Annotated in this window: 21 protein-coding genes; 9 read left to right on the top strand and 12 right to left on the bottom strand. The window is 73.7% G+C overall.

The genetic code is table 11. The annotated features are described in order from the left end of the window. Window positions 1-168: 168 nt before the first annotated feature. Complete coding sequence (locus ACFV0O_RS12565; protein ID WP_360250369.1) at window positions 169-381, bottom strand: EF-hand domain-containing protein; 213 nt, start codon at window positions 379-381, stop codon at window positions 169-171. A 176-nt stretch (window positions 382-557) separates the two neighbouring features. Between ACFV0O_RS12565 and ACFV0O_RS12560 the strand changes: the two genes are divergently transcribed. After that, window positions 558-1,226: a lysophospholipid acyltransferase family protein gene (locus ACFV0O_RS12560; RefSeq protein WP_380340107.1), complete on the top strand. Its 669-nt coding sequence runs from the start codon at window positions 558-560 to the stop codon at window positions 1,224-1,226. Window positions 1,227-1,378: 152 nt separating this feature from the next. Here ACFV0O_RS12560 and ACFV0O_RS12555 read toward each other — a convergent pair whose 3' ends face one another. Further along, on the bottom strand, window positions 1,379-3,226 hold the full coding sequence (locus ACFV0O_RS12555; RefSeq protein WP_380340104.1) for an ABC transporter ATP-binding protein: 1,848 nt from the start codon (window positions 3,224-3,226) through the stop codon (window positions 1,379-1,381). A 204-nt stretch (window positions 3,227-3,430) separates the two neighbouring features. After that, window positions 3,431-4,204: an SDR family NAD(P)-dependent oxidoreductase gene (locus ACFV0O_RS12550; RefSeq protein WP_380340101.1), complete on the bottom strand. Its 774-nt coding sequence runs from the start codon at window positions 4,202-4,204 to the stop codon at window positions 3,431-3,433. A gap of 236 nt (window positions 4,205-4,440) precedes the next feature. Between ACFV0O_RS12550 and ACFV0O_RS12545 the strand changes: the two genes are divergently transcribed. The 4 genes from ACFV0O_RS12545 (at window position 4,441) to ACFV0O_RS12530 (ending at window position 7,519) form a co-directional block, all read left to right on the top strand. Then, complete coding sequence (locus ACFV0O_RS12545; RefSeq protein WP_363568886.1) at window positions 4,441-4,566, top strand: hypothetical protein; 126 nt, start codon at window positions 4,441-4,443, stop codon at window positions 4,564-4,566. A gap of 78 nt (window positions 4,567-4,644) precedes the next feature. Beyond that, window positions 4,645-5,358: a hypothetical protein gene (locus ACFV0O_RS12540; RefSeq protein ID WP_380340097.1), complete on the top strand. Its 714-nt coding sequence runs from the start codon at window positions 4,645-4,647 to the stop codon at window positions 5,356-5,358. After that, entirely contained in the window at window positions 5,355-6,290 is a 936-nt protein-coding gene (locus ACFV0O_RS12535; RefSeq protein WP_380340094.1) for a DUF6895 family protein, read from the top strand. The genes ACFV0O_RS12540 and ACFV0O_RS12535 overlap by 4 nt, the downstream gene beginning before the upstream one ends. Further along, the gene (locus tag ACFV0O_RS12530) at window positions 6,287-7,519 is read left to right on the top strand and encodes a serine hydrolase domain-containing protein (RefSeq protein WP_380340091.1); all 1,233 of its coding nucleotides are present in this window, start codon (window positions 6,287-6,289) and stop codon (window positions 7,517-7,519) included. Before ACFV0O_RS12535 ends, ACFV0O_RS12530 begins: the two co-directional genes overlap by 4 nt. A 42-nt stretch (window positions 7,520-7,561) precedes the next feature. On the opposite strand, the gene ACFV0O_RS12525 is transcribed toward ACFV0O_RS12530, so the two are convergent. After that, entirely contained in the window at window positions 7,562-8,224 is a 663-nt protein-coding gene (locus ACFV0O_RS12525) for a LysE family translocator (protein WP_380340088.1), read from the bottom strand. 195 nt (window positions 8,225-8,419) lie between these two features. On the opposite strand from ACFV0O_RS12525, the gene ACFV0O_RS12520 reads away from it, so the two are divergent. Next, window positions 8,420-9,811 (top strand): PLP-dependent aminotransferase family protein, encoded by a 1,392-nt coding sequence (locus ACFV0O_RS12520; protein ID WP_380340085.1) that lies wholly within the window; start codon window positions 8,420-8,422, stop codon window positions 9,809-9,811. A 127-nt stretch (window positions 9,812-9,938) separates the two neighbouring features. Here ACFV0O_RS12520 and ACFV0O_RS12515 read toward each other — a convergent pair whose 3' ends face one another. The 3 genes from ACFV0O_RS12515 to ACFV0O_RS12505 are packed head-to-tail and all read right to left on the bottom strand — an operon-like array spanning window position 9,939 to window position 13,524. Beyond that, window positions 9,939-10,856 (bottom strand): SDR family oxidoreductase, encoded by a 918-nt coding sequence (locus tag ACFV0O_RS12515; RefSeq protein ID WP_380340082.1) that lies wholly within the window; start codon window positions 10,854-10,856, stop codon window positions 9,939-9,941. After that, complete coding sequence (locus ACFV0O_RS12510; RefSeq protein ID WP_380340079.1) at window positions 10,853-11,857, bottom strand: alpha/beta fold hydrolase; 1,005 nt, start codon at window positions 11,855-11,857, stop codon at window positions 10,853-10,855. The genes ACFV0O_RS12515 and ACFV0O_RS12510 overlap by 4 nt, the downstream gene beginning before the upstream one ends. Next, window positions 11,854-13,524: a flavin-containing monooxygenase gene (locus ACFV0O_RS12505; protein WP_380340076.1), complete on the bottom strand. Its 1,671-nt coding sequence runs from the start codon at window positions 13,522-13,524 to the stop codon at window positions 11,854-11,856. The genes ACFV0O_RS12510 and ACFV0O_RS12505 overlap by 4 nt, the downstream gene beginning before the upstream one ends. A 173-nt stretch (window positions 13,525-13,697) precedes the next feature. Between ACFV0O_RS12505 and ACFV0O_RS12500 the strand changes: the two genes are divergently transcribed. Together ACFV0O_RS12500 and ACFV0O_RS12495 are read left to right on the top strand one after the other, a co-directional pair. Beyond that, window positions 13,698-14,498 carry a MerR family transcriptional regulator gene (locus ACFV0O_RS12500; RefSeq protein WP_380340073.1) on the top strand — a complete coding sequence of 267 codons (801 nt, stop codon included), beginning with the start codon at window positions 13,698-13,700 and terminating at the stop codon, window positions 14,496-14,498. A 141-nt stretch (window positions 14,499-14,639) separates the two neighbouring features. Continuing rightward, window positions 14,640-15,617, top strand: a complete 978-nt coding sequence (locus ACFV0O_RS12495; protein WP_380340070.1) for an ABC transporter substrate-binding protein — start codon at window positions 14,640-14,642, stop codon at window positions 15,615-15,617. Window positions 15,618-15,736: 119 nt separating this feature from the next. Here the strand turns inward: ACFV0O_RS12495 and ACFV0O_RS12490 are convergent, their stop codons facing one another. Both ACFV0O_RS12490 and ACFV0O_RS12485 read right to left on the bottom strand, forming a co-directional pair. Further along, window positions 15,737-16,747 carry a CPBP family intramembrane glutamic endopeptidase gene (locus ACFV0O_RS12490; RefSeq protein ID WP_380340067.1) on the bottom strand — a complete coding sequence of 337 codons (1,011 nt, stop codon included), beginning with the start codon at window positions 16,745-16,747 and terminating at the stop codon, window positions 15,737-15,739. A gap of 164 nt (window positions 16,748-16,911) precedes the next feature. Beyond that, the gene (locus ACFV0O_RS12485) at window positions 16,912-17,574 is read right to left on the bottom strand and encodes an NADPH-dependent F420 reductase (RefSeq protein ID WP_380340064.1); all 663 of its coding nucleotides are present in this window, start codon (window positions 17,572-17,574) and stop codon (window positions 16,912-16,914) included. A gap of 114 nt (window positions 17,575-17,688) precedes the next feature. Here ACFV0O_RS12485 and ACFV0O_RS12480 point away from each other — a divergent pair, with 114 nt between their 5' ends. Next, window positions 17,689-18,147, top strand: a complete 459-nt coding sequence (locus ACFV0O_RS12480; RefSeq protein ID WP_380340061.1) for a winged helix-turn-helix transcriptional regulator — start codon at window positions 17,689-17,691, stop codon at window positions 18,145-18,147. A 188-nt stretch (window positions 18,148-18,335) separates the two neighbouring features. Here the strand turns inward: ACFV0O_RS12480 and ACFV0O_RS12475 are convergent, their stop codons facing one another. From ACFV0O_RS12475 to ACFV0O_RS12465, 3 genes are all read right to left on the bottom strand, one after another. Next, window positions 18,336-19,973, bottom strand: coding sequence for a M4 family metallopeptidase (locus ACFV0O_RS12475; RefSeq protein ID WP_380340058.1), 1,638 nt, complete (start codon window positions 19,971-19,973; stop codon window positions 18,336-18,338). A gap of 566 nt (window positions 19,974-20,539) precedes the next feature. Continuing rightward, a complete protein-coding gene (locus tag ACFV0O_RS12470) occupies window positions 20,540-21,766 on the bottom strand; it encodes a hypothetical protein (protein WP_380340055.1) in 1,227 nt (408 codons plus the stop codon). Beyond that, complete coding sequence (locus ACFV0O_RS12465) at window positions 21,763-22,866, bottom strand: protein kinase (protein ID WP_380340052.1); 1,104 nt, start codon at window positions 22,864-22,866, stop codon at window positions 21,763-21,765. The genes ACFV0O_RS12470 and ACFV0O_RS12465 overlap by 4 nt, the downstream gene beginning before the upstream one ends. Between the last annotated feature and the right edge of the window lie 31 nt (window positions 22,867-22,897).

Below are 22,897 nucleotides of genomic sequence, written 5' to 3'. Positions count from 1 at the left end.
ACGGGGGACGCGAGGGAGCGGCACGGGGGACGGCGGAGCGGCACGGGGGACGGCGGAGCGGCCCTGGCGCGGAGGAGTGACGGGGCGGCCCGGGGCACGGGGGACGGCGGGACCGCCGGGCGGGGCCGGTGCCGCCGGTACGGCGACCGGCCCCGTCGGCACGCGGGCTCAGCGCCGGCGCGCGGCCAGGAACTCGTCGAAGGTCAGGACGCCGTCGTGGTTGGTGTCCATGCTGTGGATCAGGGCCTCGGCCATCGAGAGGGTGACGTCGTGGTCGCCCATCTCGTTCGCGGCGAGCGCGTACTCGGCCGGGGTGATCTTGCCGTCGCCGTCCTTGTCGAAGCGGTCGAAAAAGGCCTTGATCGCCTCGGTGGTCTCCATCGTGCCCTCCTGGGTACTGCGGGGTGTTGCTCGGTTCGGACGGCCGTACCCTACCTGTCCGTGGTGTGCACCACGGTCGGCGGGAGTGGACGGGCGCGGGGGTGGGTGTCGTAGTCTGCGGATCTGATTGCGGGCCCGGGCACCTCCCGGGCGGTCGTTCGTCCAGGGAGGGAATCGTGCTCGACCTCGTCACCAAGCTGGTGCTGAAACCGGTTTCGCGGGGAATCTGGCGCCCGGTCATCGAGGGGGTCGAGAACGTACCGCGCAAGGGCGGGGTCATCCTGGCCAGCAACCACCTGTCCTTCATCGACAGCGTGGTGATCCCGCTGACCTCGCCGCGCCGGGTCCACTTCCTCGCCAAGGCCGAGTACTTCACCGGCGCCGGGCTCAAGGGCAAGCTCTCCAAGGGCTTCTTCGAGGCGATCGGCGCGGTGCCGGTCGAGCGCGGCACCTACCGTTCCGCTCAGGCCTCGCTGGAGTCGGCGCTGGAGATCCTGGAGGACGGCAAGGCCTTCGGCATCTACCCCGAGGGCACCCGCTCGCTGGACGGCCGCCTCTACCGGGGCAAGACGGGCGTCGCCTGGCTCGCGCTGACCGCGGGCGTGCCGGTGGTCCCGGTGGCGCTGGAGGGGCCGGAGCAGATCCTGCCGGTGGGCAAGCGGGTGCCGCGACTGGAGAAGGTGACGGTCCGCTTCGGCGAGCCGCTGCACTTCGACGAGCTGCACGGGCAGGCCCGCTCGCTGAAGGCCCGTCGGCAGGTGACCGACGAGGTGATGGCGGCGATCCAGCGGCTCTCCGGCCAGGAGGTCGCGGAGACCTACAACGAGGTGCCGAAGGCGGCCTGACCGCCGGGGGTCACCCCTGTCCGAGGGTCCACGCCCGGGCACGGGTTCACGGCCGTGCACGGGCCCACATCCGCTCGAAGGCTTCACACCGGGGTGGGGTTCGCACCCGGGCTGGCTTCACACCGGGGCGGGGTTCACACCCGGGCCGGGCTTCACACCCGGTCGAGGGCGACCTCCGGCAGGACGGCCTCCGGCAGCGCGGCCGCTTCCGGTGCTTCCCGGCGCAGCAGGGCCGCGTACCGGCCGTCCAGCGCCACCAGCTCGTCGTGGGTGCCCAGTTCGACCACCTCGCCGTGGTCCAGGACGGCGATCTGGTCGGCGGCGCGGACGGTGGAGAGCCGGTGCGCGATGGTGATGGTGGTGCGGCCGGCGGACAGGGCGTCCACGGCCTGCTGGACGGCGCGCTCGGTGCGGTTGTCGAGCGCGCTGGTGGCCTCGTCGAGGATGAGCACCGGCGGGTTGCGCAGGATCGTCCGGGCGAGCGCGAGGCGCTGCTTCTCGCCGCCGGAGAAGCGGTAGCCGCGTTCGCCGACCATGGTGTCGTAGCCGTCCGGCAGGGCGGCGATGGTGTCGTGGACCTGTGCGGCCCGGGCGGCCTCGACCAGTTCGGCGTCGGTGGCGCCCGGCTTGGCGAAGCGCAGGTTCTCGGCGACCGAGGCGTGGAAGAGGTAGGTCTCCTGGGAGACCACGCCGACCGAGCGGGCCAGGGTGTCGAAGGAGAGCTCGCGGACGTCGACGCCGTCCAGGGTGACCCGGCCGCCGGTGACGTCGTACAGCCGCGGGACGAGGTAGCTGAGGGTGGTCTTGCCCGAGCCGGTCTCGCCGACCACGGCCAGTGAGCTCCCGGCCGGGACCGTGAGGTCGAGGCCGGAGAGGGTCGGACGCTCCTGGGCCGGGTCGTAGCGGAAGTCGACGCGCTCGAAGCGGACCTCGCCGCGCGGCTCGGCCAGGGTGACCGGCGCGGCCGGCTCGGCGATCTCCACCGGGAGGTCGAGGTACTCGAAGATGCGCTGGAAGAGCGCGAGCGAGGTCTGCACGTCGACGCCCGTGGACAGCAGGCTCACGGTGGGGCGGAAGAGGCCCTGCTGGAGGGTGACGAAGGCGACCAGGGTGCCGACCGACACGATCGGGGCGCCGGCGGCGGAGGTCAGGCCGGCCGCCCAGTAGATCAGCGCGGGCATCGCGGCCATCACGATCTGGATGGTGTTCATCCGCCAGCGCCCGGCCATGCCGGCCCGGACCTCCAGGTCGGCGAGCCGGTCGGACTGCTCGGTGAAGTCGCGGGCCAGTGAGTCGGAGCGGCCCATCGTGCGGCCGAGCAGGATGCCGCTGACCGACAGCGACTCCTGGACCGCCGAGCTCATCGCGGCCAGCTGCTTCTGCCGCTCGGTGGTGATCTTCTTGCGTTCCCTGCCGACCCTGCGGCTGATCCAGACGAACAGCGGGAGCAGGAGCAGGGAGACGACGGTGAGCCGCCAGTCCAGGGCGAGCATGGCGACGACGGAGGCGACCACCGCGGTGAGGTTGGACACCAGGCTGGTCGCGGTGGAGGTCACCGTGGACTGCATGCCCCCGATGTCGTTGGCGATCCGGGACTGCACCTCGCCGGTGCGGGTGCGGGTGAAGAACGCCAGCGACTGCCGCTGCAGGTGCCCGTAGACGGCGGTGCGCAGGTCGTGCATCACGCGCTGGCCGACGGTGGTGGAGATCAGCGTCTGCAGGACGTTGAAGACGCTGTTCACCACGGCGGTGAGGATCATCCCGAGCGCGAGCAGGCTGAGCAGCCCGGTGCGGCCCTGCGGGATGGCGGTGTCCAGGACTGCCTTCAGCAGGAACGGCGAGACCACCGAGACCACGGCGGAGGCGGCGACCAGCAGCCCGACGGTGGTCAGGCGGCCCCGGTACGGGCGGAAGAGCGCGAGGATGCGCCGCCACTGTGCGGGCGGGCGGGGCTCGCCCTCGGCGCGGGCAGGCGGGGTCCAGTTGACGGCGGGCCTCAAAGGCGGGCCTCCAGGGTCGGGACGCGCGCCGGGGGCGCGACGACGGGTGGCACGGCGGTCGGATGAACGCCAGCATAGCGAGCGTAGCTCATAGTTAGGCAAGCTAATAGTGAGGGTTGCCCTATTCCCCGCTGCCCAGCGACCCCGCAGCCCCGCAGCCCCAGCCGCCCGCCGCCCGCCGCCCGCCGCCCGCCGCCGCGAGCCTCAGTTCGTCCGGTAGGTGCGCGCCGCCTTCGAGGAGAGCCCGCCCAGCCCGCCCGGCGGCAGCAGCCGGGCGATCGCGACCGCGACCTTGTACCGCTTGCTCGGCACGGACACCGACCGGCCGCGGGCCAGGTCGCGCATCGCCTCGTCCACGACCCGGTCGACGGAGAGCCAGGACCAGGCCGGGATGTTGCCCGTGCCCATGCCCGCCCGCTCGTGGAACTCGGTCCGGGTGAAACCCGGGCACAGCGCCATCATCCGCACGCCCGTGCCGCCCAGGTCGCGCAGCACGCCCTGGGTGAAGCTGACCACCCAGGCCTTGCTCGCCCCGTACGTCCCGCGCGGCAGGAAGGCCGCCACCGAGGCGACGTTGACGATCGCTCCCCGGCGGCGCTCGCGCATGCCGGGCAGTGCGGCCGTCGTCAGCCGCAGGATCGCCTCGACGTGCACCTTCAGCATGTCCAGCTCGTCCTGCAGCGGGACGGTTCCGAACGCGCCCTTGTTGCCGAACCCGGCGTTGTTGATCAGGAGGTCCACCGGACGGGCCGGGTCGGCCAGCCGGGCCTCGACGGCCCCGATGCCGGCGTCGGTCGCGAGGTCCGCGGTCAGCACCTCCGCCTCGACGCCGTACGTGCCGTGCAGGTCGGCGGCGGCGCGTTCCAGGCGCTCGGTGTCCCGCGCCACCAGGACGAGCTGGTAGCCGCTGCGGGCGAGCCGGCGGGCGAACGCGGCTCCGATGCCGGCGGTCGCGCCGGTGATCAAGGCTGTGGTCATGCCCCCGACCGTACCCACTCGCCGCTGTCGAGCCCACACCGAGTGCAACGCCCCAGTTCAGGACGCTGCGGATGCAGGTACTCGATCGTGCTCGTAGTGTCGGACAGGGGCACCGCCGGACCTGGCGGTGAAATCCAGACGAGGAGGCACATCTGATGCTTACTCAGTTCCGGACCGAATCGGTTTCGACGTCACGCAGCGCGACGTCGGCCGAAGCCGAAACCCTAGCGAGCCTGATGGTGGAGGACGAGGCCGTCGTGTCCGACGCGCCCACGTACCTGCCCGAGGCCGCCGGTGGCCTGCTGCTGCTCGGACTCCTGCTGCTGTCCCCGAAGGGACCCAAGGAGAAGCCGACCCGGTAGCCACGCTCCGTCCGCAGGGCCCCGCACCCGCGGGGCCCCGCGCCCGCGCCCTACCTCCTGAAGGAGGACCTCACCACCATGCCATTCGCCGAGACCCCTCTCCGTGACGAGTACGCCGCGGCGGTCGAGCGGGTGGCGGGCCGGACCCTCGACGCCCTCCGGGGCGGCGGGGGTGCGGCCGCGCTCGCGACCCCGGACACCGCCGTGCCCCGCCCGCTGCTGGCCGCGGTCCGCGTGCTCGGCGCCGACCTCTTCGCCCCGCAGCTGCTCACCGGAGCCGAGCCCGACGGCCCCACCGCCGCGCTGCTCGCCGAGGCCCGACGGACCTTCCCCTCCCCGGCACCGGCCTCCCCCGACGCCGCGCAGGCCATCGCCTGGCAGGACTGGGCGGCCGAGCAGGTGCTCGCCCGCACCCCGTACGCGGACACCGCTCCGGCTCCCACGCCCGCCCCGCCGCCCGGGCCGGCCGAACTCGGCTGGCAGACCTGGTCGGTCCGGATGGCACAGCTGTCCGTGCTCGCGCTGCCCGGACTGGACGGCCCGGTCCACGACGCCGCCCGCACGAACCTCCTGGACCTCTCCCGCGGCACCGCCCGCGCCATGCTCCGACGCGACTTCACCACCGCCGTCCGGCTCGCCCGCTGGCTCGCGTGGGCCGACGCCGCGGACCGGCCGCCGCACCTGGAGGTCGAGCCGATCCTGGACCGGATCCGTCTGGTCGGCATCGGCGCCGTCCGCACCCGGCTCGAACTCGCCGTCGCCGAAGCCCTGTCGGAGGGTGGACCGCGATGACCGACACCCAGGTGCTCGCCACCGCCCAACAACTCGGCACCCGCGCGCTGTCCTGGCTGCACACCTGCTACCAGGACGGCTGGGGCCGGCTCTCCGACAACACCATCATCGACCTCGCCGAACCGAACGACGTCTACAAGCCGCTCTGCGAAGCCGCGATGGCCTCCTCCCTGGTCCTGCGCGACGGCGTCGCCGGACCGCAGGACGCCCGCGCCGCGCGCGACATGCTCGACGGCGCCTGGGAACAACTGCGCGAGGGCGACATGCTGTACGAGCGCCAGCTGCGGCACGTCACGGTCACCGACCCGCTGGAGACCTACGCCCACTTCGCCCGGGTCGGCTACCGGCACGCCGCCCTGGAGGAGTTGCTCGAATCGATCAGCCGGCTGCGCGCCGTCCACGCCGTCGAGATCCAGGGCAGCCGCCAGCTGGCGGTGGCGAACGCACGACGGGTCATCGGGCTCAGCCACCGGCCCGACTGGGCCGAACTCGCTGCTCGCACCTGGCTCGGCGCGCTCCCCGAACCCTGGACCATCGCCTGGTCGATCGCCTACCAGGTCACCCACACCGTCTTCCACCTCACCGACTGGGGCGCCCGCCCGGCGGACCTGCCCGGACCGATGCGCGACTACCTGCGCGCCTGGCTGCCGGTCTGGCTCGACATCTGGACCGAGATCGGCCAGTGGGACCTCGTCGGCGAACTGCTGATCGTCGACGCGTGCATCGGCGAACCCGCTCTCGGCAGCTCCGGCTGGGAGGCGCTGGCGGCGGTGCAACGGGCGGACGGCCTGGTCCCCCGGGATGCCGAACCCATCGAGGACGACCCCGAGTCGGCGATCCGGGCCCACGAACACACCGCCGTGGTGGCGGTGGTGGCCGCGACGGTCACACTCTCCCGCGCGCTCGGCGGCACCGACGCCGCGGCCGGGTGAACGAGCTCGACGCGGCCGTCCGGGCGGCAGTCCGGGCGGCCGCGCCGTACGCCACCGCCGTCACGGTGGCCGTCGTGCACGGCGACCGTGAGGAGGTCCGGTGCCACGGCCGACTCGCCCGCACCGCGGACGCGCCCACGTGCACCCCGGACACCGTCTTCGAACTCGGTTCGGTCAGCAAGACGTTCACCGCCCTGCTGCTCGCGGAGATGACCGCGACCGGTGAACTCGCCCCGGCCGACCCGGTGGAGGACCGCCTCGCGCCCGACTGGCTTCCGGTGACGGTGCGTTCGACCGATCCGATCCGGCTGCTGCACCTGGCCACCCACACCTCGGGGCTCCCCCGCCTGCCGCCCGGGCTGCTCGCGGGCGCCGTCCGGAACTGGGCCGGCAACCCGTACACCGCCTTCGGCGACGAACAGTTGCGCGCGGCACTGGCCCGAACCACCGTACGGTGCACGCCCGGTAGCCGGTACCGGTACTCCAACTACGGCGTCGGACTGCTCGGTCGGGTGCTCGCCGAGACGGGCGGACTGCCCTACGGCGAACTGCTCACCCGGCGCGTCTGCCGACCGCTCGGCCTCCCCGCCACCACCTGCGCGCCGGACCCGGCGAACCTGGCGACCGGGTACCGGCACGGACGCGCAGTCCCGCCGTGGAGCATCCCCGGGCTGCCGGGAGCGGGCGCCGTCCGGTCGACCGGGGCCGACCTGCTGCGCTACCTCCGGGCACACCTCGACGCGCCTCGGCCCGGCAGCAGCTGCCGGGGCAGTGGTGGAGGCGGGGGCGGCGGCGCGCTGGGAGCGGCCCTGGCCGACGTCCAGCGGGCGCGGTTGCGGCTCCCGCACTCCACCGACGAACTGAGCCTGGTGTGGAACCGTCGCCGCTCGGGCGGGCGCGACCTGTACTTCCACACCGGCGGGACTCGGGGCTTCACGACCTTCGTGGGGTTCTCCCCGGAGACGGCGGCCGCCGTCGCGGTGCTCGCCAACACCGGGCCGACACTGGACGGACGGTTCGTGCAGGCCGGGTACGAGGTGCTGCGGACGGTCGCGCGGACGACCACCACCGGCCGCGGCCACCGCCCGACGCCCGCCGCGACCGTCTCAACCGCAACCGCGGCGACCACCGTGACCGCCGCGACCACCGCACGGGACCGCCCGTCGGAGCGGACCGACCGTCATACGTCGGCTCCGGACGGACGACGGTGCGTCGAGGACGGGCCTTAGCCGACGGCCGCCCTGGCCCTTGGGGAGCGGCCGCTCCGCTCCTCAGACAGCGACCGCTTTGGCGCGGTCGGCGGCGATGTGCACGGCCAGCCCGGCGAGGACGGTGCCCATCACGTAGCGCTGGACGCGCAGCCAGGCCGGACGGCGGTTGAGGAAGGACGCGATGCCGCCCGCGCTCATCGCGATCAGTCCGTTGACGGTGATCGCGATCACGATCTGGATCAGCCCCAGCAGCAGGCTCTGCAGGGCCACGTGACCGCGCTCCGGCACCACGAACTGGGGCAGCAGCGAGATGTACATGATGGCGATCTTCGGATTGAGCAGGCAGGTCAGGAACCCCATCGCGAACAGGCGGCGCGGAGGGTCCGGCGGCAGCTCCTGCGGGGCGAACACCGCCGTGCCACCCGGCTTGACCGCCTTCCAGGCCAGCCAGAGCAGGTAGCCGGCGCCGGCCAGCTTGATCGCGGTGTAGAGGGCCGGCACCACCGAGAACACCGCGGCCACCCCCGCCGTCACCGCGACGAGGTAGACCAGGAAACCGGTCGCGACCCCGAGCAGCGAGATCAGCCCGGCACGGCGGCCCTGCGCGATCGAGCGCGACACCAGGTAGATCATGTTCGGCCCCGGCGACAACACCATGCCCAGTGCCACAGCGGCGATCCCGAGCGCGGCGTGGCCGTCCACGGCGGTTGTCAACGTGTCCATGCGAGGAGGCTAGGCCGGGCGATCAGCTCGGCGCAATGACGACTTTGCGCTCGGTGCAATGATGGCGGGGTGCGTCGCGTGTGATGCGGGGCGCCGGACGCGGGGTGCAGGGCGCGGGGGCGCCGGACGCGGGATGCCGGGCGCGGGGCGCGCACGGCATGCCCGGACACGCAGGAGACGGAGGGATCGACGCCGATGGACGACTACCGCCAGATCGCCGACCAGGTCGCCGCCGACATCGCCGCCGGGCGGCTGCGGCCCGGCCGACAACTGCCCACCCAGCGCGCCTTCGCCCGCGGCCGGGGCATCGCCGCCTCGACGGCGGGACGGGTCTACCGGGAACTGGGCCGCCGCGGCCTGACCGTCGGAGAGGTCGGACGTGGGACCTTCGTCCGGGCCGCGCACGACCCGGACGGCGGACAGGTCGCGCTCACCGAACCGGCCGCCACACCGGTGGACCTGGAGCTCAACTACCCCGTCGTCCCCGGGCAGGCCCGGCTGCTGGCGGGCGGGTTGGCTCCGCTGCTGCGCGCGGACGCGCTCGGCGACGCGCTGCGGCCGGTCGGCGCGGCCGGAACGGACGCGGCACGGCACGCCTTCGCGGACCTGCTCCCGACCGGCATCCGGGAGGCCGGCGGCCATGACCTGCTCTTCGCGGGCAACGGGCGGCAGGCCATCGCGGGGGCGCTCGCCGCGCTGGTCCCGCCGGGGCAACGGCTGGGGGTCGAGGAGCTGACCTATCCGGTGGTCAAGGCGACGGCGGAACGGCTGGGCATCAGGCTGGTGCCACTGGCGATGGACGAACGCGGACTGCTGCCGGACGCCGTCGCCGTCGCCCACCGGGCGGCGCCACTGCGCGCCGTGTACGTGCAGCCCCGGTTGCAGAACCCGCTCGGCGTGAGCCTGCCGCACGAACGGGCGGTTGCCCTCGCGGAGGAACTGCGGCGACTCGACCTGCCGGTGGTCGAGGACGCCGTCTGGTCCTTCCTGTGCCCCGGGTCGACCCCGCTGGCCGCGCTCGCACCGGAGCGCACCGTCCTCGTCGACAGTCTCTCCAAGCGGCTCGCACCCGGTCTGACCACCGGGTTCGCGGTCGTGCCGGCCGGGCTGCGCGAACAGGTGGCGGGCGCGTTGCGGTCGGGCGGCTGGACGCCCAACGGGTTCGCGCTGGAGGCGGCGGTGCGCTGGATCGGGGACGGCACGCTGGCCGCCGTCGAGGCGGCGAAGCGGGCCGACGCGGCGGACCGGCAGAGGCTGGCGCGCGAGGTGCTGGCGGGGCAGCGGCTGCGGGCCGACCCGTGTTCGTACTACCTGTGGTGGGAACTGCCGGGCGGCCGGCGGGCCGAGACCTTCGTCGCGGCGGCGGCGCGCGCCGGGATCGCGGTCACGCCCGCGACGGCGTTCGCCGTGGATCCGCGGCGCTCGCCGTCCGCCGTCCGAGTCGGGTTGGCCTCGCCGCCGCTGCCGGTACTGGCGCAAGCCCTGGAAACGCTGGCGCGGATCGCGGGCGAGAGCGAGGGCAAGGGAGTGGACGAGGGAGAGGGGGAGGGAGCGGACGACGACGGGCGGCGAACAGATGACAGATGACAGATGACAGCTTTCGAAATCCGTCAGCTGTCATCTGTCGCCTGTCACTTGTCGCCTGCCGCCTACCGCCTACCAGTTGTCAGTTGTCAGTTGTCAGCGGCTGGTTGACCGCAGTCAGCCGACCGCGTCAGCCGTCGCCTCGGCTGTCCGACCCACGTCGGCTCCCCCGGGCCTCGGTGTCCGCCGCACCCCCGGCGCCGACGGCGCGCAGGCGGTCGGCGGCGGTGGCAGCGAGCTGCGGGGCGAGCCGGGCCACGTCCCGGGAGCCGACCACCGCGATCAGGCTCGGCAGCAGCCAGCGGACCGGCTGCATGCCCCGAAGCCAGGCCTGGGCGTAGACGTGGGCCGACCGGCGCGCGATGCCCGCCACGATCCGGTCCACCGCGGGCTCCAGCGGGTACGTCTTGTTCGCCGGCCACGGCAGCCGCGACCGCATCTGCTTCAGCACGGCGTCCTCGTCGGCCCCGCGCACCATGTCGGTGTCGGTCCAACTCAGGTATCCGACGCCGACCTTCACACCCCGGTAGGCGACCTCGGCGCGGATCGAGTGGGCGAAGGCCTCCACCCCGGACTTGCTGGCGCAGTACGCGCTCATCAGCGGTGCCGGTGTCAGCGCCGCGAGCGAGGCGATCTGCAGCAGGTACCCACGGCTCTCGGTGAGGGCCGGCAGGAAGGCCCGCGCGGTGGCGACGCTGCCGAGCAGGTTCACCTCGATGACCCGGCTGAACGCCCGGTGGTCGCTGTCCGTCAGCGGTCCGCCGAGCGCGATCCCGGCGTTGGCGACGACGGTGTCGATCCGCCCGTAGTGCTCCTTGACCCGTCGGGCGGTGTCCTCCAGCGCGTCGAGGTCGGTGACGTCCACCTCCCAACTGGTCGCGTCCGGGCCGCACTTGGCGGCGACGGCCTTCAGCTCCTCCGGCTCCAGCCCCAGCAGGGCGACCTTGGCCCCGCGCCGGGCGAGCTTGCGGGCGAGCGACGCGCCGACCCCGCGGGCGGCTCCGGTGACGACGACGACCTGCGCGGACAGCGGCGGGATGGCGGTCATGCGACGGCGGTCCTCTCATCGGCGGGTTCATCGGCGGGTTCATTGGCAGCTTCATCGGCGGACTCGGGGCGATCAGCGGAGCCGGCGCCGCCGACCAGGTGCGTGGCGGCCATCCGGTGGATCTCGGCGGCGACCTCCGCCGGGCGCTCCAGCGGCGACATGTGGCCGACCCCGGGCAGCAGCAACAGCCCCTGCGGGTCGGCCAGTTCGGCGACCATCCGGTGCGCGTGCACCGGCGGGGTCAGCCGGTCGGCGGTGCCGACCACGACCGCGGTGGGCGCGGCGAGCCGGGCCAGTCCGGCGCGGACGTCCAGCCGGTCGAGCACCGCGGCCCAGTTGGCGCGTACGGCGGTCGGGCAGGCGTGCACGATCCGGGCCGTGGCCTCCACCTGCCCGGCGGGCGAACCCGGCCCCATGGTGGCGTACTTGAGCGCGACCCGGCTGACCGGCGAGACCGGTCCGAGCGGCAGCCGGGAGCGGAGCAGCTGCCGGTGCAGGAAGCGGCGCAGACCCGGGGAGCGGACGCCCGGGGGCAGCACGGTGAGTTCGGCCACCAGGTCGGCCGGACCGGTGGAGATCAGGATCGCGGCTGCGGTGCGGTCGGCGACCTCGGGGCGGCCGCCGGCGGCCATGATGGTCATCCCGCCCATGCTGTGTCCGGCCAGCACGGCCCGCTCCCCCGCCGGAACGGTCCGGGCGAGTACCGCGGACAAGTCCTCGGCGAGCGCCCTGGTCGAGTAGCGGGCCCGGCTCGGCGGGATCTCGCTGTGACCGTGGCCGCGCTGGTCGTAGGCCACCACCCGGTAGCGGTCGGAGAGTTCGCGGATCACCGGGGCCCAGAACGTGGTGGAACAGGTCCAGCCGTGCGCCAGCACCACGGTGGGTGCGCCGGGTTGGCCGTGCACCTCGACGTGCAGCCGGATGCCGTCCGCCGACCGTACGCTCAACTCCTCGGCAGGTACTGGGGGTTCGTACTCGGCGGGCAGATGGACGGCGCTCACGCGGAGACCTCCTGGACGGTACGGGTGGCGGCCGGTGCGGCGCGCATGATCAGCTCGTACTCACCGAGGTCCACCTTGCGGGTGGCGCGGCGGAACGAGCTGGTGGAGCCGGGCCAGAGCACGGTGTTCCTGCCACTCGGGTCGAGGTACCAGCTGCGGCAGCCACCGGTGGTCCAGACGGTACGGTCCATCCGGTGCTGCAGTTCGAGGTTCCACTGCCGTTGGGCGCGCGCGGTCGGCTGCATCGCGGCGGCACCGATCGAGCGGAGCATGGTCAACGCGTCGATCATGTAGTTCAGTTGGGACTCGATCATGAGGATCATCGAGCTGTTGCCGAGGCCGGTGTTGGGCCCGATGACGAAGAAGAGGTTCGGGAAGCCGCGCACGGTCGAACCGCGCAGCGCCTCCATGCCGCCCTTCCACTCCTCGGCCAGACTGGTGCCGTTGACGCCGAACACCCGGTCACCGATGGGCATGTCGGTGACGTGGAAACCGGTGCCGAAGACGATGGCGTCCACCTCGTGCTCGCTGCCGTCGGCCGCGACCAGGGTGGAGCCGCGCAGTTCGCGCAGGCCGGAGGCGACGACCTCGGTGTTGGCAGCGGAGAGCGCCGGGTAGTAGGTGTTGCTGAGCAGGATGCGCTTGCAGCCGATCCGGTAGTCCGGGGTCAGCCTGGCGCGCAGCGCCGGGTCGGCGACGCCCTGCGCGAGGTGGCGTTCGGCGAGCTGCTGGACCAGGCGCAGCATCCCGGGGCGGCGGACGAAGGCGTCGACCTGGAGCTCGCGGAGGGCGAACAGGGTGCCGCGACGGACCTTCGCCGTGACCGGCAGGCGGCCGTGCAGCCACTTCTCCAGCTGGGTGATCTCGCGGTCGCGGCGCGGCAGGACCCACGCCGGGGTGCGCTGGAAGACGGTCAGCTTGCCGACCTCGGGCTGGATCGACGGGATGATCTGGGCGGCGGAGGCGCCGGTGCCCACCATGGCGACGCGCTTGCCGGTCAGGTCGAAGTCGTGGTCCCAGCGGGAGGAGTGGAAGACCTTGCCGGGGAAGCCGCTCAGCCCGGGCAGGTCGGGGACCTGCGGGTCGGCGAGCGGCCCGGCGGCGGAGACGACGGCGTCGGCGGTCCACTGACCGGCCGAGGTGGTGATCCGCCAGCGGGTCGCCTCGCTCTCCCACCGCGCCTCCAGCACCTCCGCGTTGAAGCGCAGGTGGGGGCGGAGGCCGAAGACCGTCGCGACCTTCTCCAGGTAGGCGCGGATGTCCGGCTGGCCCGAGAAGCTGCGCGGCCAGTCGGGGTTGGGGGCGAAGGAGAAGGAGTAGAGGTGCGAGGGTACGTCGCAGGCGCAGCCGGGGTAGCTGTTGTCGCGCCAGGTGCCGCCGACGGAGTCCGCGCGTTCCAGGACCACGAAGTCGGTGATCCCGGCGCGCCGCAGCCGGACCGCCGCACCGAGCCCGCCGAAGCCGGAGCCGATCACCGCCACCCGGACGTGCGGCACGGTCTCCGCCGCCACGCGGGCGCCGGTCGCGGCCGCCGCTTCGGGCGTGCCGTCGGCGTCGGGGGCACCCGCGGCGCCGGAGGTGCCGGAGCCGTCGGCCGCGCCGGGCGTGTCGGGCCCGCCGGACGCGCCGGCCGTGCCGGAGCGGGGGCGCTTGCTGCTGGATGCCATGCGGCCTCCTCCTGAGGGTGGGCGGTGGTCGTCGCGCTCTCCGGGGACCCCGCCCCCGGACCCTGCCAATCGCGCCAGTAATCACTGGCATGATTGGCAGGGTAGCCCTTGCTGACACCGGAGGGAAGAAGCGCGACGGACCCGACCCCGGGAACGTTCCCGCCGACGGACCTATGCTGATCGCCGTGGACAAGGTCAGAGCTGCTGCCGGCGACAGAAAACGCGAGTACCGGGTGGAGGAACTGGCCGAAGCGGCCGGAATCACCACCCGCACCCTGCGTTTCTACCGCGAGCGCAAACTGCTCCAGCCACCCCGCAAGGCGGGCCGGATCGCCTGGTACGGCGAGGAACACCTCTCCCGGCTGCGCATGATCGGCGAGCTGCTGGAACGCGGCCACACCCTGGGCGGCATCGCCGAGCTGATCGGCGCCGGCGAGAGCGGGCGGGACGTCGCCGACCTGATCGGGCTGGAGGCCGCGATCGTCGCCCCCTGGTCGGACGAGACCCCGGTACGCCTGGACTGGGAGGAACTGAAGACCGCGTTCGGGGACCAGCTCACCGAGGAGAACACCGCCGAATCGATCGAACAGGGCTACATCAGCATCGAGGAGGACGGGATCACCCACGTGAGCCGCCGGCTCATGGACGCCACCACGGAACTGGTGGCGGAGGGCGTGCCGCTCTCGGCGGTGCTGGACGCCAGCCGGCGCACCAGGGAACACGTGGACGCCATCGCCGAGATCTTCATCGAGGTGGTCACCGAGCACCTGCTCAGCGCACTGGCCACCGACACCCCGCTGCCGCCCGGCGAAGCGGCCCGGCTCACCGAACGCATCCTGCGGGTACGGCCACTGGCCCGCACCGTCGCCGACGCCCAGTTCACCCTGGCGATGGACCGCCGGGTGCACGCCGAGTACGACGAACTGCTGCGCCAGCGACGGGAGAACGGAACCGAGGCCCAGGACGGGCCCTGACGGGGCCGCGGCGGGCTCCGGGCGCTCAGCGGTGATCCTGCGTCTCCGGGGGTGCGACCGACCCCTGTGGCTCCAGGCGTGAACCGGCGGCCGTGCGGGCAGGAATTCCCGCGCCCCGCACGCACGTTGGAGGTGCCGTCGATGTCCAGAACCCTCAGCCGCCGCGCCGCGCTCGGCCTCGCCGCCGGGCTCGCTCCCGGACTGGCGCTCGCCGCCTGCGGGCCCGACTCCCCCGCCCCGAAGGCCGGTTCGTCCGGCAGCGGCAGCACCCGGACGGTCCGGCACGCGCGCGGGGAGAGCACCGTGCCGGCGCGGGCCGAACGGGTCGTGGTGCTGGACACGGACGCGCTGGACTCGGTGCTCACCCTCGGTCTCGCCCCGGTCGGCGCCACCACCGTCAGCGCGGGCGCGCCCTTCCCCGCCTACCTCCCCGCCGATCGGCTCGCCGGGACGAAGACCGTCGGCACGATCGGCCAGCCCAGCCTGGAGTCGATCGCGGCACTGCGTCCGGACCTCATCCTCAGCAACCAGGTCCGCGACGACAAGCGGTACGACGAGCTGTCCAGGATCGCGCCGACCGTGCTCTCCAAGACCACCGGGCCGACCTGGAAGGAGAACGTCCGGCTGCACGCCGAGGCCCTGGGCCGTCAGACCGAGGCCGCGGCGGCGGACGCGGCGTACCGGACGAAGCTGCGCGACCTGGTCACCGCACTCGGCGGGCCGGCCAGGGCCGCGGCCACCCGGGTCGCGATGGCCCGCTTCCTGGCGGGCGCGCCGACCAGGCTGTACCTCGACGACACCTTCGTCGGCTCGGTCTTCAAGGACCTCGGACTCGGCCGTCCCGCCAACCAGGACAAGCCCGGCTTCTCGATGGAGATCAGCCCGGAGCAGGTCGACCAGGCGGCGGCCGACGTCATCTTCTACTCGGTGTACGGGGACGCGGCCAAGTCCGACCAGGGCAAGGTCACCGAGGGCGCGCTGTGGAAGAACCTGGACGCCGTCCGCCACGGGCGGGTCTTCCGGGTGGACGACAACCTGTGGATGCTCGGCATCGGGTACACCGGGGCCGGCCTGATGCTGGACGAGGTCCGCAAGGACCTGGCGCCGACGGGCGGGTGACCGCCGGCCGCGATCCGCCGACCGCCCACCGCCCGGCCGCCCGGCGGCTACCACCCACCGCCCGGCCGCCCACCGCCCACCGCCCACCGCCCACCGCCCACCGCTCACCACCCGGCGGGCTACCCCCGGCCGTACCGGGACGGGCGCAGCCGGCCGGTGCACGCGAGGAAGGCCACGAACGCGCCGAGGACGATCCAGCCGGGCCAGCCGCCGAGCCCCATGGTGAGCGGGTCCAGCTCGGCCGTCGGGTCGGCGAACTCCTTGACCATCGACACGCTCATGCTGCTCGCGAAGGTGTGCGCCAGCACGGCCGGGACCACCGACCCCGAACGCAGCCGCAGCCAGGTGAAGACCGGCAGGACGAGCACGCAGCTCACCACGAAGGCGGGCACCGCCACGTACCAGGGGCGCCCCGGGTACTGGCCGCCCATCAGCAACGGCGGCAGGTGCCAGAGCGCGAAGGCCGTACCGGTGAGCAGGTACGCCCGGACCAGGGCGCCCGTGCCGCCCTCGCCCCCGCCCTCGGTACCGGCCGCGGCCCCGCCCTGGGTAGCGGCGCCCAGTCGGACCAGTCGGGGGAAGAGGAAACCCTGCCAGCCGAGTTCCTCGCCGAAGAAGAGCGGCAGCGAGACCGCCATCCCGATCACGCCCTGGACCGCCCAGGAACCGACCGCCCCCGCGTGCAACGCGCCGAACCCGGCGAACGGGTAGCTGCCCGCCAGCGTGCCGAGTACCAGCACCGCCGCCGTCAGCCCGCCGAGCACCGCGACCGGCAGCAGGCAGGCCCGGACCGCGCGGGCCCGGGGGCGGGGCCAGTGCAACGCGAGGGCGTCCCGCACCCCACCGCGCCCACCCGCGCGCCCACCCGCGCGCCCACCCGCGCGACCGCGCTCGCGACCGCTCTCGACGAAGCGGACCACGAAGAGTGCGGCCAGCGCGGGCGCGAACATCGCTGCGCCGATGCACAGTTGCTCCAGCCCGCCGACCTCCTCCCGGGCGTCGGCCCGCCGGTAGCCGTCGGCCAGCAGCGGCGCCATGGCCGCCCACATCCCGGCGTACGCGAGGACCAGGTAGACCACCAGGCCGCGACGGCGAACGGTGCCCGGCGGAGATTGCGTCAGTAACGTCATGCCGAGGACGCTACGGACCCGAAGCACACCGGTGGAACCAAGTGCGCTGCCGGTCAAGGGGGTTGTCGGCTGCCGGCGGATGGTCGAGTTTTCTGGGTGTCCGGCGACCGGTCCGGCGTGCTAGGTCCTGTCCGGGGCCGGACCGAACCGGGCCCAGTCGCGGCCTAGTCGTCCACCGCTCCCGGCGCGAGGGCCGGCGACGGGAAGACGTGCCGCGCCTCGCCGCCGGACCACCAGACGCCGATCGCGAACACGGCCGTCGCCTCCAGCAGCCCGGCCCGGTCGAGGCCGCCGCAGTGCACCGGGACGCAGGCCATGGAAGCCACCAGGTCGGCGACGAGCGTGCCGGCCGCCGGGTCGTCCACGCAGTAGGGGACGCCGAGCGGGGCGCCGCCTTCGAAGGCCGGCCGCGGCAGGGTCCAGATGCTCTCGTGGCAGATCCCGAACACCTTGGCCACCCGGGCCGTCGGCGCCGCCACGGCGAGCCGGGCGGCGACGGAGTCGGCCGTGCCCTCCGTGGTCAGCACGGGCCCGGCCGCGCCCGGGGCCATCGGTACGGTGCAGTCGAGGAGGGTCCGCCCGGCCAGGTCGCCCGCCAGCGGCGCGACCACCGGCACCGCCGCTCCGGCCGGCACCGCGACCAGCACGGCCTCCCCGAAACTCGCCGCACCGCTCAGCCCATCGCCTCCCGACGCGCCGATCGCGACGGCGAGCCGCTTCGCCGCCTCCGGGTCGCGCCCGCCCACCAGGACCTCGTGCCCGGACCGTACCCAGGCCCCGCCGAGGGCCGCCGCCATGGCGCCGGTCCCGAGAATGCCGATCCGCATGTCCACTCCTCGCCGTCGATGCCCGACCTCAGTCGGTGCGAACTTCCGTACCCGGCACGCTAGGCGGGCCGATGCACACCATCCGGTACGCATCGGATCGGGCAGGATGGACGCATGGACACCATGAACCGGAAGAGCGGGAGTGGAGCGGATTCCGGCCCGGCGGCCGAGGGTGCCGGCGCAACCGTGGGGCCGGGCCCGGACGGCGATCCGGACGGCGCCGTCTTCGCCGCCGACTGCCGTGCCCGGCTGGCCTTCGAGGTGATCGCGAACCGTTGGGACAGCGTGGTCGTCCACGTCCTCGGCGAGCGGGGCCCGATGCGGCCGCGCGACCTGCTCGACCGGATCGGCGGGATCAGCCCGAAGGTGCTCAACGAGGCCTTGCGGCGGCTGGAGTACAACGGCCTGGTGGAGCACCGCCGGTACGCCGAGGCACCGCCACGGGTCGACTACGCCCTCACCGGGGCGGGCGCGGCCCTGCTCGGGCCGATCCGCGCGCTCGGCGCCTGGGCCGCCGCTCACGGTGATGCGGTCCTCGACGCCCAGGAGCGGTACGGAACACGAGGGGCCTGAGGCACACCGCGCCACAGCGGGGGGTTCCGCGGGTCCCGGGATGCTCCGCACGTCCCCGGATACTCCGCACGTCGCGCGGGGTGCGCCGCACATGGAGGAGCGGCGGGAACGACGGTGGTCCGCGCACCGTCGCTCCCGCCGCTCACGGCCCTTCCGGCCGGCACCCACGGTCCGGCAGGGCCCCCGGCTCAGTTGACGTTGACCGCCGTCCAGGTGGCGGCGACCGCGTTGTACTCCGTGCCGCCCGACCCGTACAGGTCCGCCGCCGCGCTGAGGGTGGCCGCACGGGCGCCCGCGTAGTCGGTGGTGGAGGTGAAGTACGTGGTCAGCGCCTTGTACCAGATCTGCGCGGCCTTGTCCCGGCCGATGCCGGCGAGCGTCGAGTTGTCGTACGTCGGGCTGTTGTAGTCGAACCCGTTGATGCTCTTCGCGCCGCTGCCCTCGGACAGCAGGTAGAAGAAGTGGTTCGCCACGCCGGAGGAGAAGTGGACGTCCGAGTTGCCGACGTTGGCGTCCCAGTAGTCGGCGGACTGGCCGTCCTTGCTCGGCTGGTCCATGTAACGCAGCGGCTTGCCGTCGCCGTTGAGGTTGATCAGCTCGCCGATCCAGTAGTTCGGCGGGTTGGAGGGCAGCTTGGCGTACCACTCGACCATCGTGCCCATGATGTCCGAGGTGGCCTCGTTGAGGCCGCCGGACTCGCCCGCGTAGTTGAGGTTGGCGGTCGCGGCGGTCACGCCGTGGGTCATCTCGTGACCGGCCACGTCGATCTCGGTGAGCGGGGCCGCGTCGCCGCTGCCGTCGCCGTACGACATGCAGAAGCAGTCGTCGCTCCAGAACGCGTTGACGTAGTTGGAGCCGTAGTGCACCCGGCTGAGGGCACCGACGCCGTCGTTGCGGATGCCGTTGCGGCCGAAGGTGTTCTTGTAGAAGTCCCAGGTGGTGGAGGCGCCGAACTGGGCGTCCACGGCGGCGGATTCGCGGTTGGCGGCGGTGCCGTCACCGAAGGTGTTGGTGGTGTTGGCGAACAGCGAGCCGCTGCCCGAGGTGCCGTTGCTCATGTCGGTGGTGGACTGGCCGCCGCGGGTGTCGTCCTTGAGCGAGTACTGCCCACCGCTCTGCGCGGTGGTCAGCGGCACCTGGCCGACGAAGACGCCGTTGCCGGTGCCGGCGGCGGTCTGCACCTTCTCGTGGGTGGAGAGCACCTGGCCGCTCGCCGCGTCGGTCACCAGGACCTGGCTGCTCGGGGTGCCGTCGGCGCGCACGCCCTCGACGGTGGTGCGGTAGGCGAGTCGGGGCTCGCCGTCGGTGGCCCAGACCACCAGCTGGGCCTTGCCGGTCTGGTGGACGTCGGACAGCGGCGACTGGTCGGCGTCGAGGGTCACCCCGACGGTGGCCTTGACCGCGCCGGTGGCCTGCGCGGCGGCCTGGTCGGCCGGGAGCTTCGGGGTCACGCTCGGCAGGTCGATCCGTGCGGCGACCGCCTTGGAGACCGACTTCACGGCGCCGTCGGCCTTCTGGTGGACGACCAGGTCGCCGCCGATCACGGGCAGGCCGGCGTAGGTGCGCTCGAAGCGCAGGTGGCGGGTGCCGTCCTTGTCCACGACGGCGTCCTTGGCGACCAGTTGCTCCTTGTCGCCGAGGCCGAGCGCCTTGGCGAGCGGACCGGCCTGGCCGCTCGCCACGGCGAGCGCGGTCGCGTGCTGCTGGGCGGCCTGGGCCTGCAGCGAGGGGGTGGGGGCGGCCTGGGCGGCGGTGCTCACCTGGATCACACCGGTCAGCAGGGCGGTGGCCGAGAGTACGGCGACGGCCGCGAGCTTTCGCTTCACGTACGAGTCCTTCCGGGAAACCGCGCAGGGGCGCGGTCGCACCTCGTCCCGGGGGCCGGGTCGGCACCTGTGGGGCGGGACGGGCGCTGACGTGCTGGAATCCCGTGCAGTCATGCGGCTCGCCACCGAGGGGTGGGGGTGGGGGCTGCCGCTGGGGATGAACAGAAGCATGACAATCCAACAGATGAAATGACAGGTCTACTTCAGGAGTTGGCCAGGTCCCGCCACCGGGTAAAGAGTCGTCAAGCGACCTGAGAACCGGGGCAATTCACCGCATTCCGCGAACGGTTCCGCTACGAACCACATCCGGCCGCCTGCGCCGACGGCCGCCCGCGCGCCGAACGGGGGTTCGGCGGGCGGCGTCGACCGGTCGGCGCTCGACTTTTACATCTGTGTAGAAGTTTCCACACAGTCCCTTGACGCCGGGGTGGCGGGGTTCCGCCACCCCGGGGCCTTGCTCCGCCCACCGGGCCCGTGCTACCTGCCTCCCGCGGACCGCCGCGGCCGTCGCTTCAGGGACCGTCGCGGCACTGCTTCAGGGAGCGGAGCGACTGCCGCGCCCGCCGTCACTGGAAGCGCCACTCCTGGGCCGTGTTGCCGGGGGTGCAGGCGACCATGGTGACCGCGTTGCCCGGGCCGTTGGAGGTCATGCAGACCGAGTTCATGTAGTCGGCCAGCGTGTACGAGCCCGCGGTGGAGCCGCTGCGGACGGTCCAGTTCGTCAGATAGCTGAACCCGCTGCTCAACTCGACTTTCCCGTCCGGGGTTTGGACCAGCTGCGGGCCGCCGTTGTTGCACGCGTTGAAGAGGATCCACGCACCGGGGTTGGTCGCGCGGACCCAGCCGTACTGCGTGGCGCCGCCGAGCACGATCGGGTTGCCGCCGGTCAGGCTGTCGTTGCGCATCCCGATCGGGCGGTCCTCCTTCACGCTGACGACGGTGCTCCAGCTGGTGCCGCCGCAGGACGACGGACGGCTCGGGCCCTGCGGGGCCGCGGTGGTGGCGCCGCCCGAGGTCTGGGCGGGCGGCTGCGGGTTCTGGTTGACGGGCGGTGCGGGCGGATTGCCGCCGGCACCGCCTGCGGACTGGTTCGCCTGGCCGCCCACGGCGCTTCCGCCGGACGCACCACCGCCGGAGGTCGCACCCGTGCCACCGGCCCTGGCGCCGCCCGAGGTGCCACCGGCACCACCCTGGGCCGGGACCGCGACGGGCGGCGGCTGCTGGTTCTGGGCGCCGGGGGCCGACTGGTCGGGGCTCGGGGTGGCCGCCGGGGTGTCGGACGGCGGCGGGGTGACGGGCGCGGTGGTGGCAGCGGCCGCCGGGGAACCACTGGCGGGGTTCGCGGGGACGGTCACCACGACGGTCGGCTGGGCGGCCGGTGGCGCTGCCGCGTCCGAGCCACCGGGGCTGCGGTCGATCAGCAGGGCGGTGGCGGTACCCGCCGAGATGATCACGGGGATGATCACCGGCACCAGCAGGGTGCGCCGGGGCCGGCGCCGACCGGCCTCGGTCGGCGCCTGCGGCAGCAGCTTCGCGACCTCGTCCCGCGCGGCGGCGCCCTTCGGCGGATCCTCGTCGCCGGAGCCTGCGCCTGCGCCTGCGCCAGGAACGGCCCCGGCCTGTCCGCCCTCGGCGCCGGCCCCCTCGGCAGTGACCCCCTTGACGGCGGGCCCCTTGACGGCCGGTCCCTTGGCCGGCGTTCCCCCGGCTGCCGTTCCCGCGGCCGCGTCCGGCGTGGCCGCACCCGCCCCGGCTTCCGCCGCGGGCGCTCCCCCGGCCTTCCCTCCGGTCACGGGCACCGCGCCGGGCCGGAGGGCGATCGTCCCGCTGCCTGCGGGTCCGGACGTGCCCCCGCCCGGGCCGCCCGCCACGCCACCCGCGCGCCCGACGCCCCCCGCGTGCCTGATCGCCGCCCGGGCCGCCGCCCCCCACGCGCGCGGCGCCGCGCAACCCCCCCCCCGGGCTCACACCCCCCCAGGGACGCCCGCGCCGAGCCGTTTGTGACCGCGCCCACCCCGTGGTAGGGGCCGCCCCCCCCCCCCCCGGCGGCCCGCCCCCCCCCGGGGGCCTGCTGCCCCCCCGGGCCCGCCCCCCCCCGCGCGGCGGCGTCCGCGAACCGCTCCTCGGGCTTCTTCGCCAGGGCCCGGGCGACCAGGGCCCGGACGGCCACCGGGAAGGTCTCCGGCAGCTCCGGCACCGGCTGGTTGACGTGCTTGAGCGCGATCTGCAGCGGACCGTCACCGGTGAACGGCGGCTCGCCGACCAGCAGTTCGTAGCAGACCACGCCGATCGAGTAGAGGTCGGTGGCCGGCCCGAGGGCGGCTCCTTCGGCCTGCTCCGGCGACATGTAGAGCGCGGTGCCGATGATCGCGAACGGGGCGGTGAGCTTGGTGCTGGCGAGAGCCCGGGCGATGCCGAAGTCGGTGACCGTCACCCGGCCGTCGGTGCGCACCATCAGGTTGGACGGCTTGACGTCCCGGTGCACGATGTCCCGCCGGTGCGCGGCGTGCAGCGCGTCCAGGGCGCCGGCCACCAGGTCGAGGGTGCGCTCGACGCCCATCGGGCCGGTGTCGGCCAGCACCCGGTCCAGCGGACGGCCGTCGATCAGCTCCATCACGATGTAGGCGCAGCGCTCGTCGCCGTCCGCGCCGCCCTCGCCGTAGTCGTGGACGTGCACGACGCCGGGGTGGTCGATCGCGGCGACCAGTTGGGCCTCCCGGCGGAAGCGCTGGGCGGCGGTGCCGTCCTCGAACAGTTCCGAGCGCAGGATCTTGACCGCCACCTGTCGCGCCAGCACCGTGTCCTCGGCCCGCCAGACCGAGCCCATCGCGCCGCCGCCGATCTTCTCGATCAGCCTGTACCGTCCGCCGAGCACGGTGCCCGCCCCGCCCATACCCCTGACCCCCGTGTGTCGCGACCCTCCC

Source organism: Kitasatospora sp. NPDC059577, from assembly GCF_042735475.1.
GTDB lineage: Bacteria > Actinomycetota > Actinomycetes > Streptomycetales > Streptomycetaceae > Kitasatospora.
The sequence above is the reverse complement of the archived record's forward strand: the minus strand, read 5'-3'. Positions and strand labels throughout refer to the sequence as shown.

Excerpts from the sequence above, each read along its gene's own strand:
- ACFV0O_RS12565 (WP_360250369.1), bottom strand. The coding sequence starts at position 381 with ATGGAGACCACCGAGGCGATCAAGGCCTTTTTCGACCGCTTCGACAAG.
- ACFV0O_RS12550 (WP_380340101.1), bottom strand. The coding sequence starts at position 4,204 with ATGACCACAGCCTTGATCACCGGCGCGACCGCCGGCATCGGAGCCGCG.
- ACFV0O_RS12545 (WP_363568886.1), top strand. The coding sequence starts at position 4,441 with ATGGTGGAGGACGAGGCCGTCGTGTCCGACGCGCCCACGTACCTGCCC.
- ACFV0O_RS12540 (WP_380340097.1), top strand. The coding sequence starts at position 4,645 with ATGCCATTCGCCGAGACCCCTCTCCGTGACGAGTACGCCGCGGCGGTC.
- ACFV0O_RS12535 (WP_380340094.1), top strand. The coding sequence starts at position 5,355 with ATGACCGACACCCAGGTGCTCGCCACCGCCCAACAACTCGGCACCCGC.
- ACFV0O_RS12525 (WP_380340088.1), bottom strand. The coding sequence starts at position 8,224 with ATGGACACGTTGACAACCGCCGTGGACGGCCACGCCGCGCTCGGGATC.
- ACFV0O_RS12520 (WP_380340085.1), top strand. The coding sequence starts at position 8,420 with ATGGACGACTACCGCCAGATCGCCGACCAGGTCGCCGCCGACATCGCC.
- ACFV0O_RS12515 (WP_380340082.1), bottom strand. The coding sequence starts at position 10,856 with ATGACCGCCATCCCGCCGCTGTCCGCGCAGGTCGTCGTCGTCACCGGA.
- ACFV0O_RS12505 (WP_380340076.1), bottom strand. The coding sequence starts at position 13,524 with ATGGCATCCAGCAGCAAGCGCCCCCGCTCCGGCACGGCCGGCGCGTCC.
- ACFV0O_RS12500 (WP_380340073.1), top strand. The coding sequence starts at position 13,698 with ATGCTGATCGCCGTGGACAAGGTCAGAGCTGCTGCCGGCGACAGAAAA.
- ACFV0O_RS12495 (WP_380340070.1), top strand. The coding sequence starts at position 14,640 with ATGTCCAGAACCCTCAGCCGCCGCGCCGCGCTCGGCCTCGCCGCCGGG.
- ACFV0O_RS12490 (WP_380340067.1), bottom strand. The coding sequence starts at position 16,747 with ATGACGTTACTGACGCAATCTCCGCCGGGCACCGTTCGCCGTCGCGGC.
- ACFV0O_RS12485 (WP_380340064.1), bottom strand. The coding sequence starts at position 17,574 with ATGCGGATCGGCATTCTCGGGACCGGCGCCATGGCGGCGGCCCTCGGC.
- ACFV0O_RS12480 (WP_380340061.1), top strand. The coding sequence starts at position 17,689 with ATGGACACCATGAACCGGAAGAGCGGGAGTGGAGCGGATTCCGGCCCG.
- ACFV0O_RS12465 (WP_380340052.1), bottom strand. The coding sequence starts at position 22,866 with ATGGGCGGGGCGGGCACCGTGCTCGGCGGACGGTACAGGCTGATCGAG.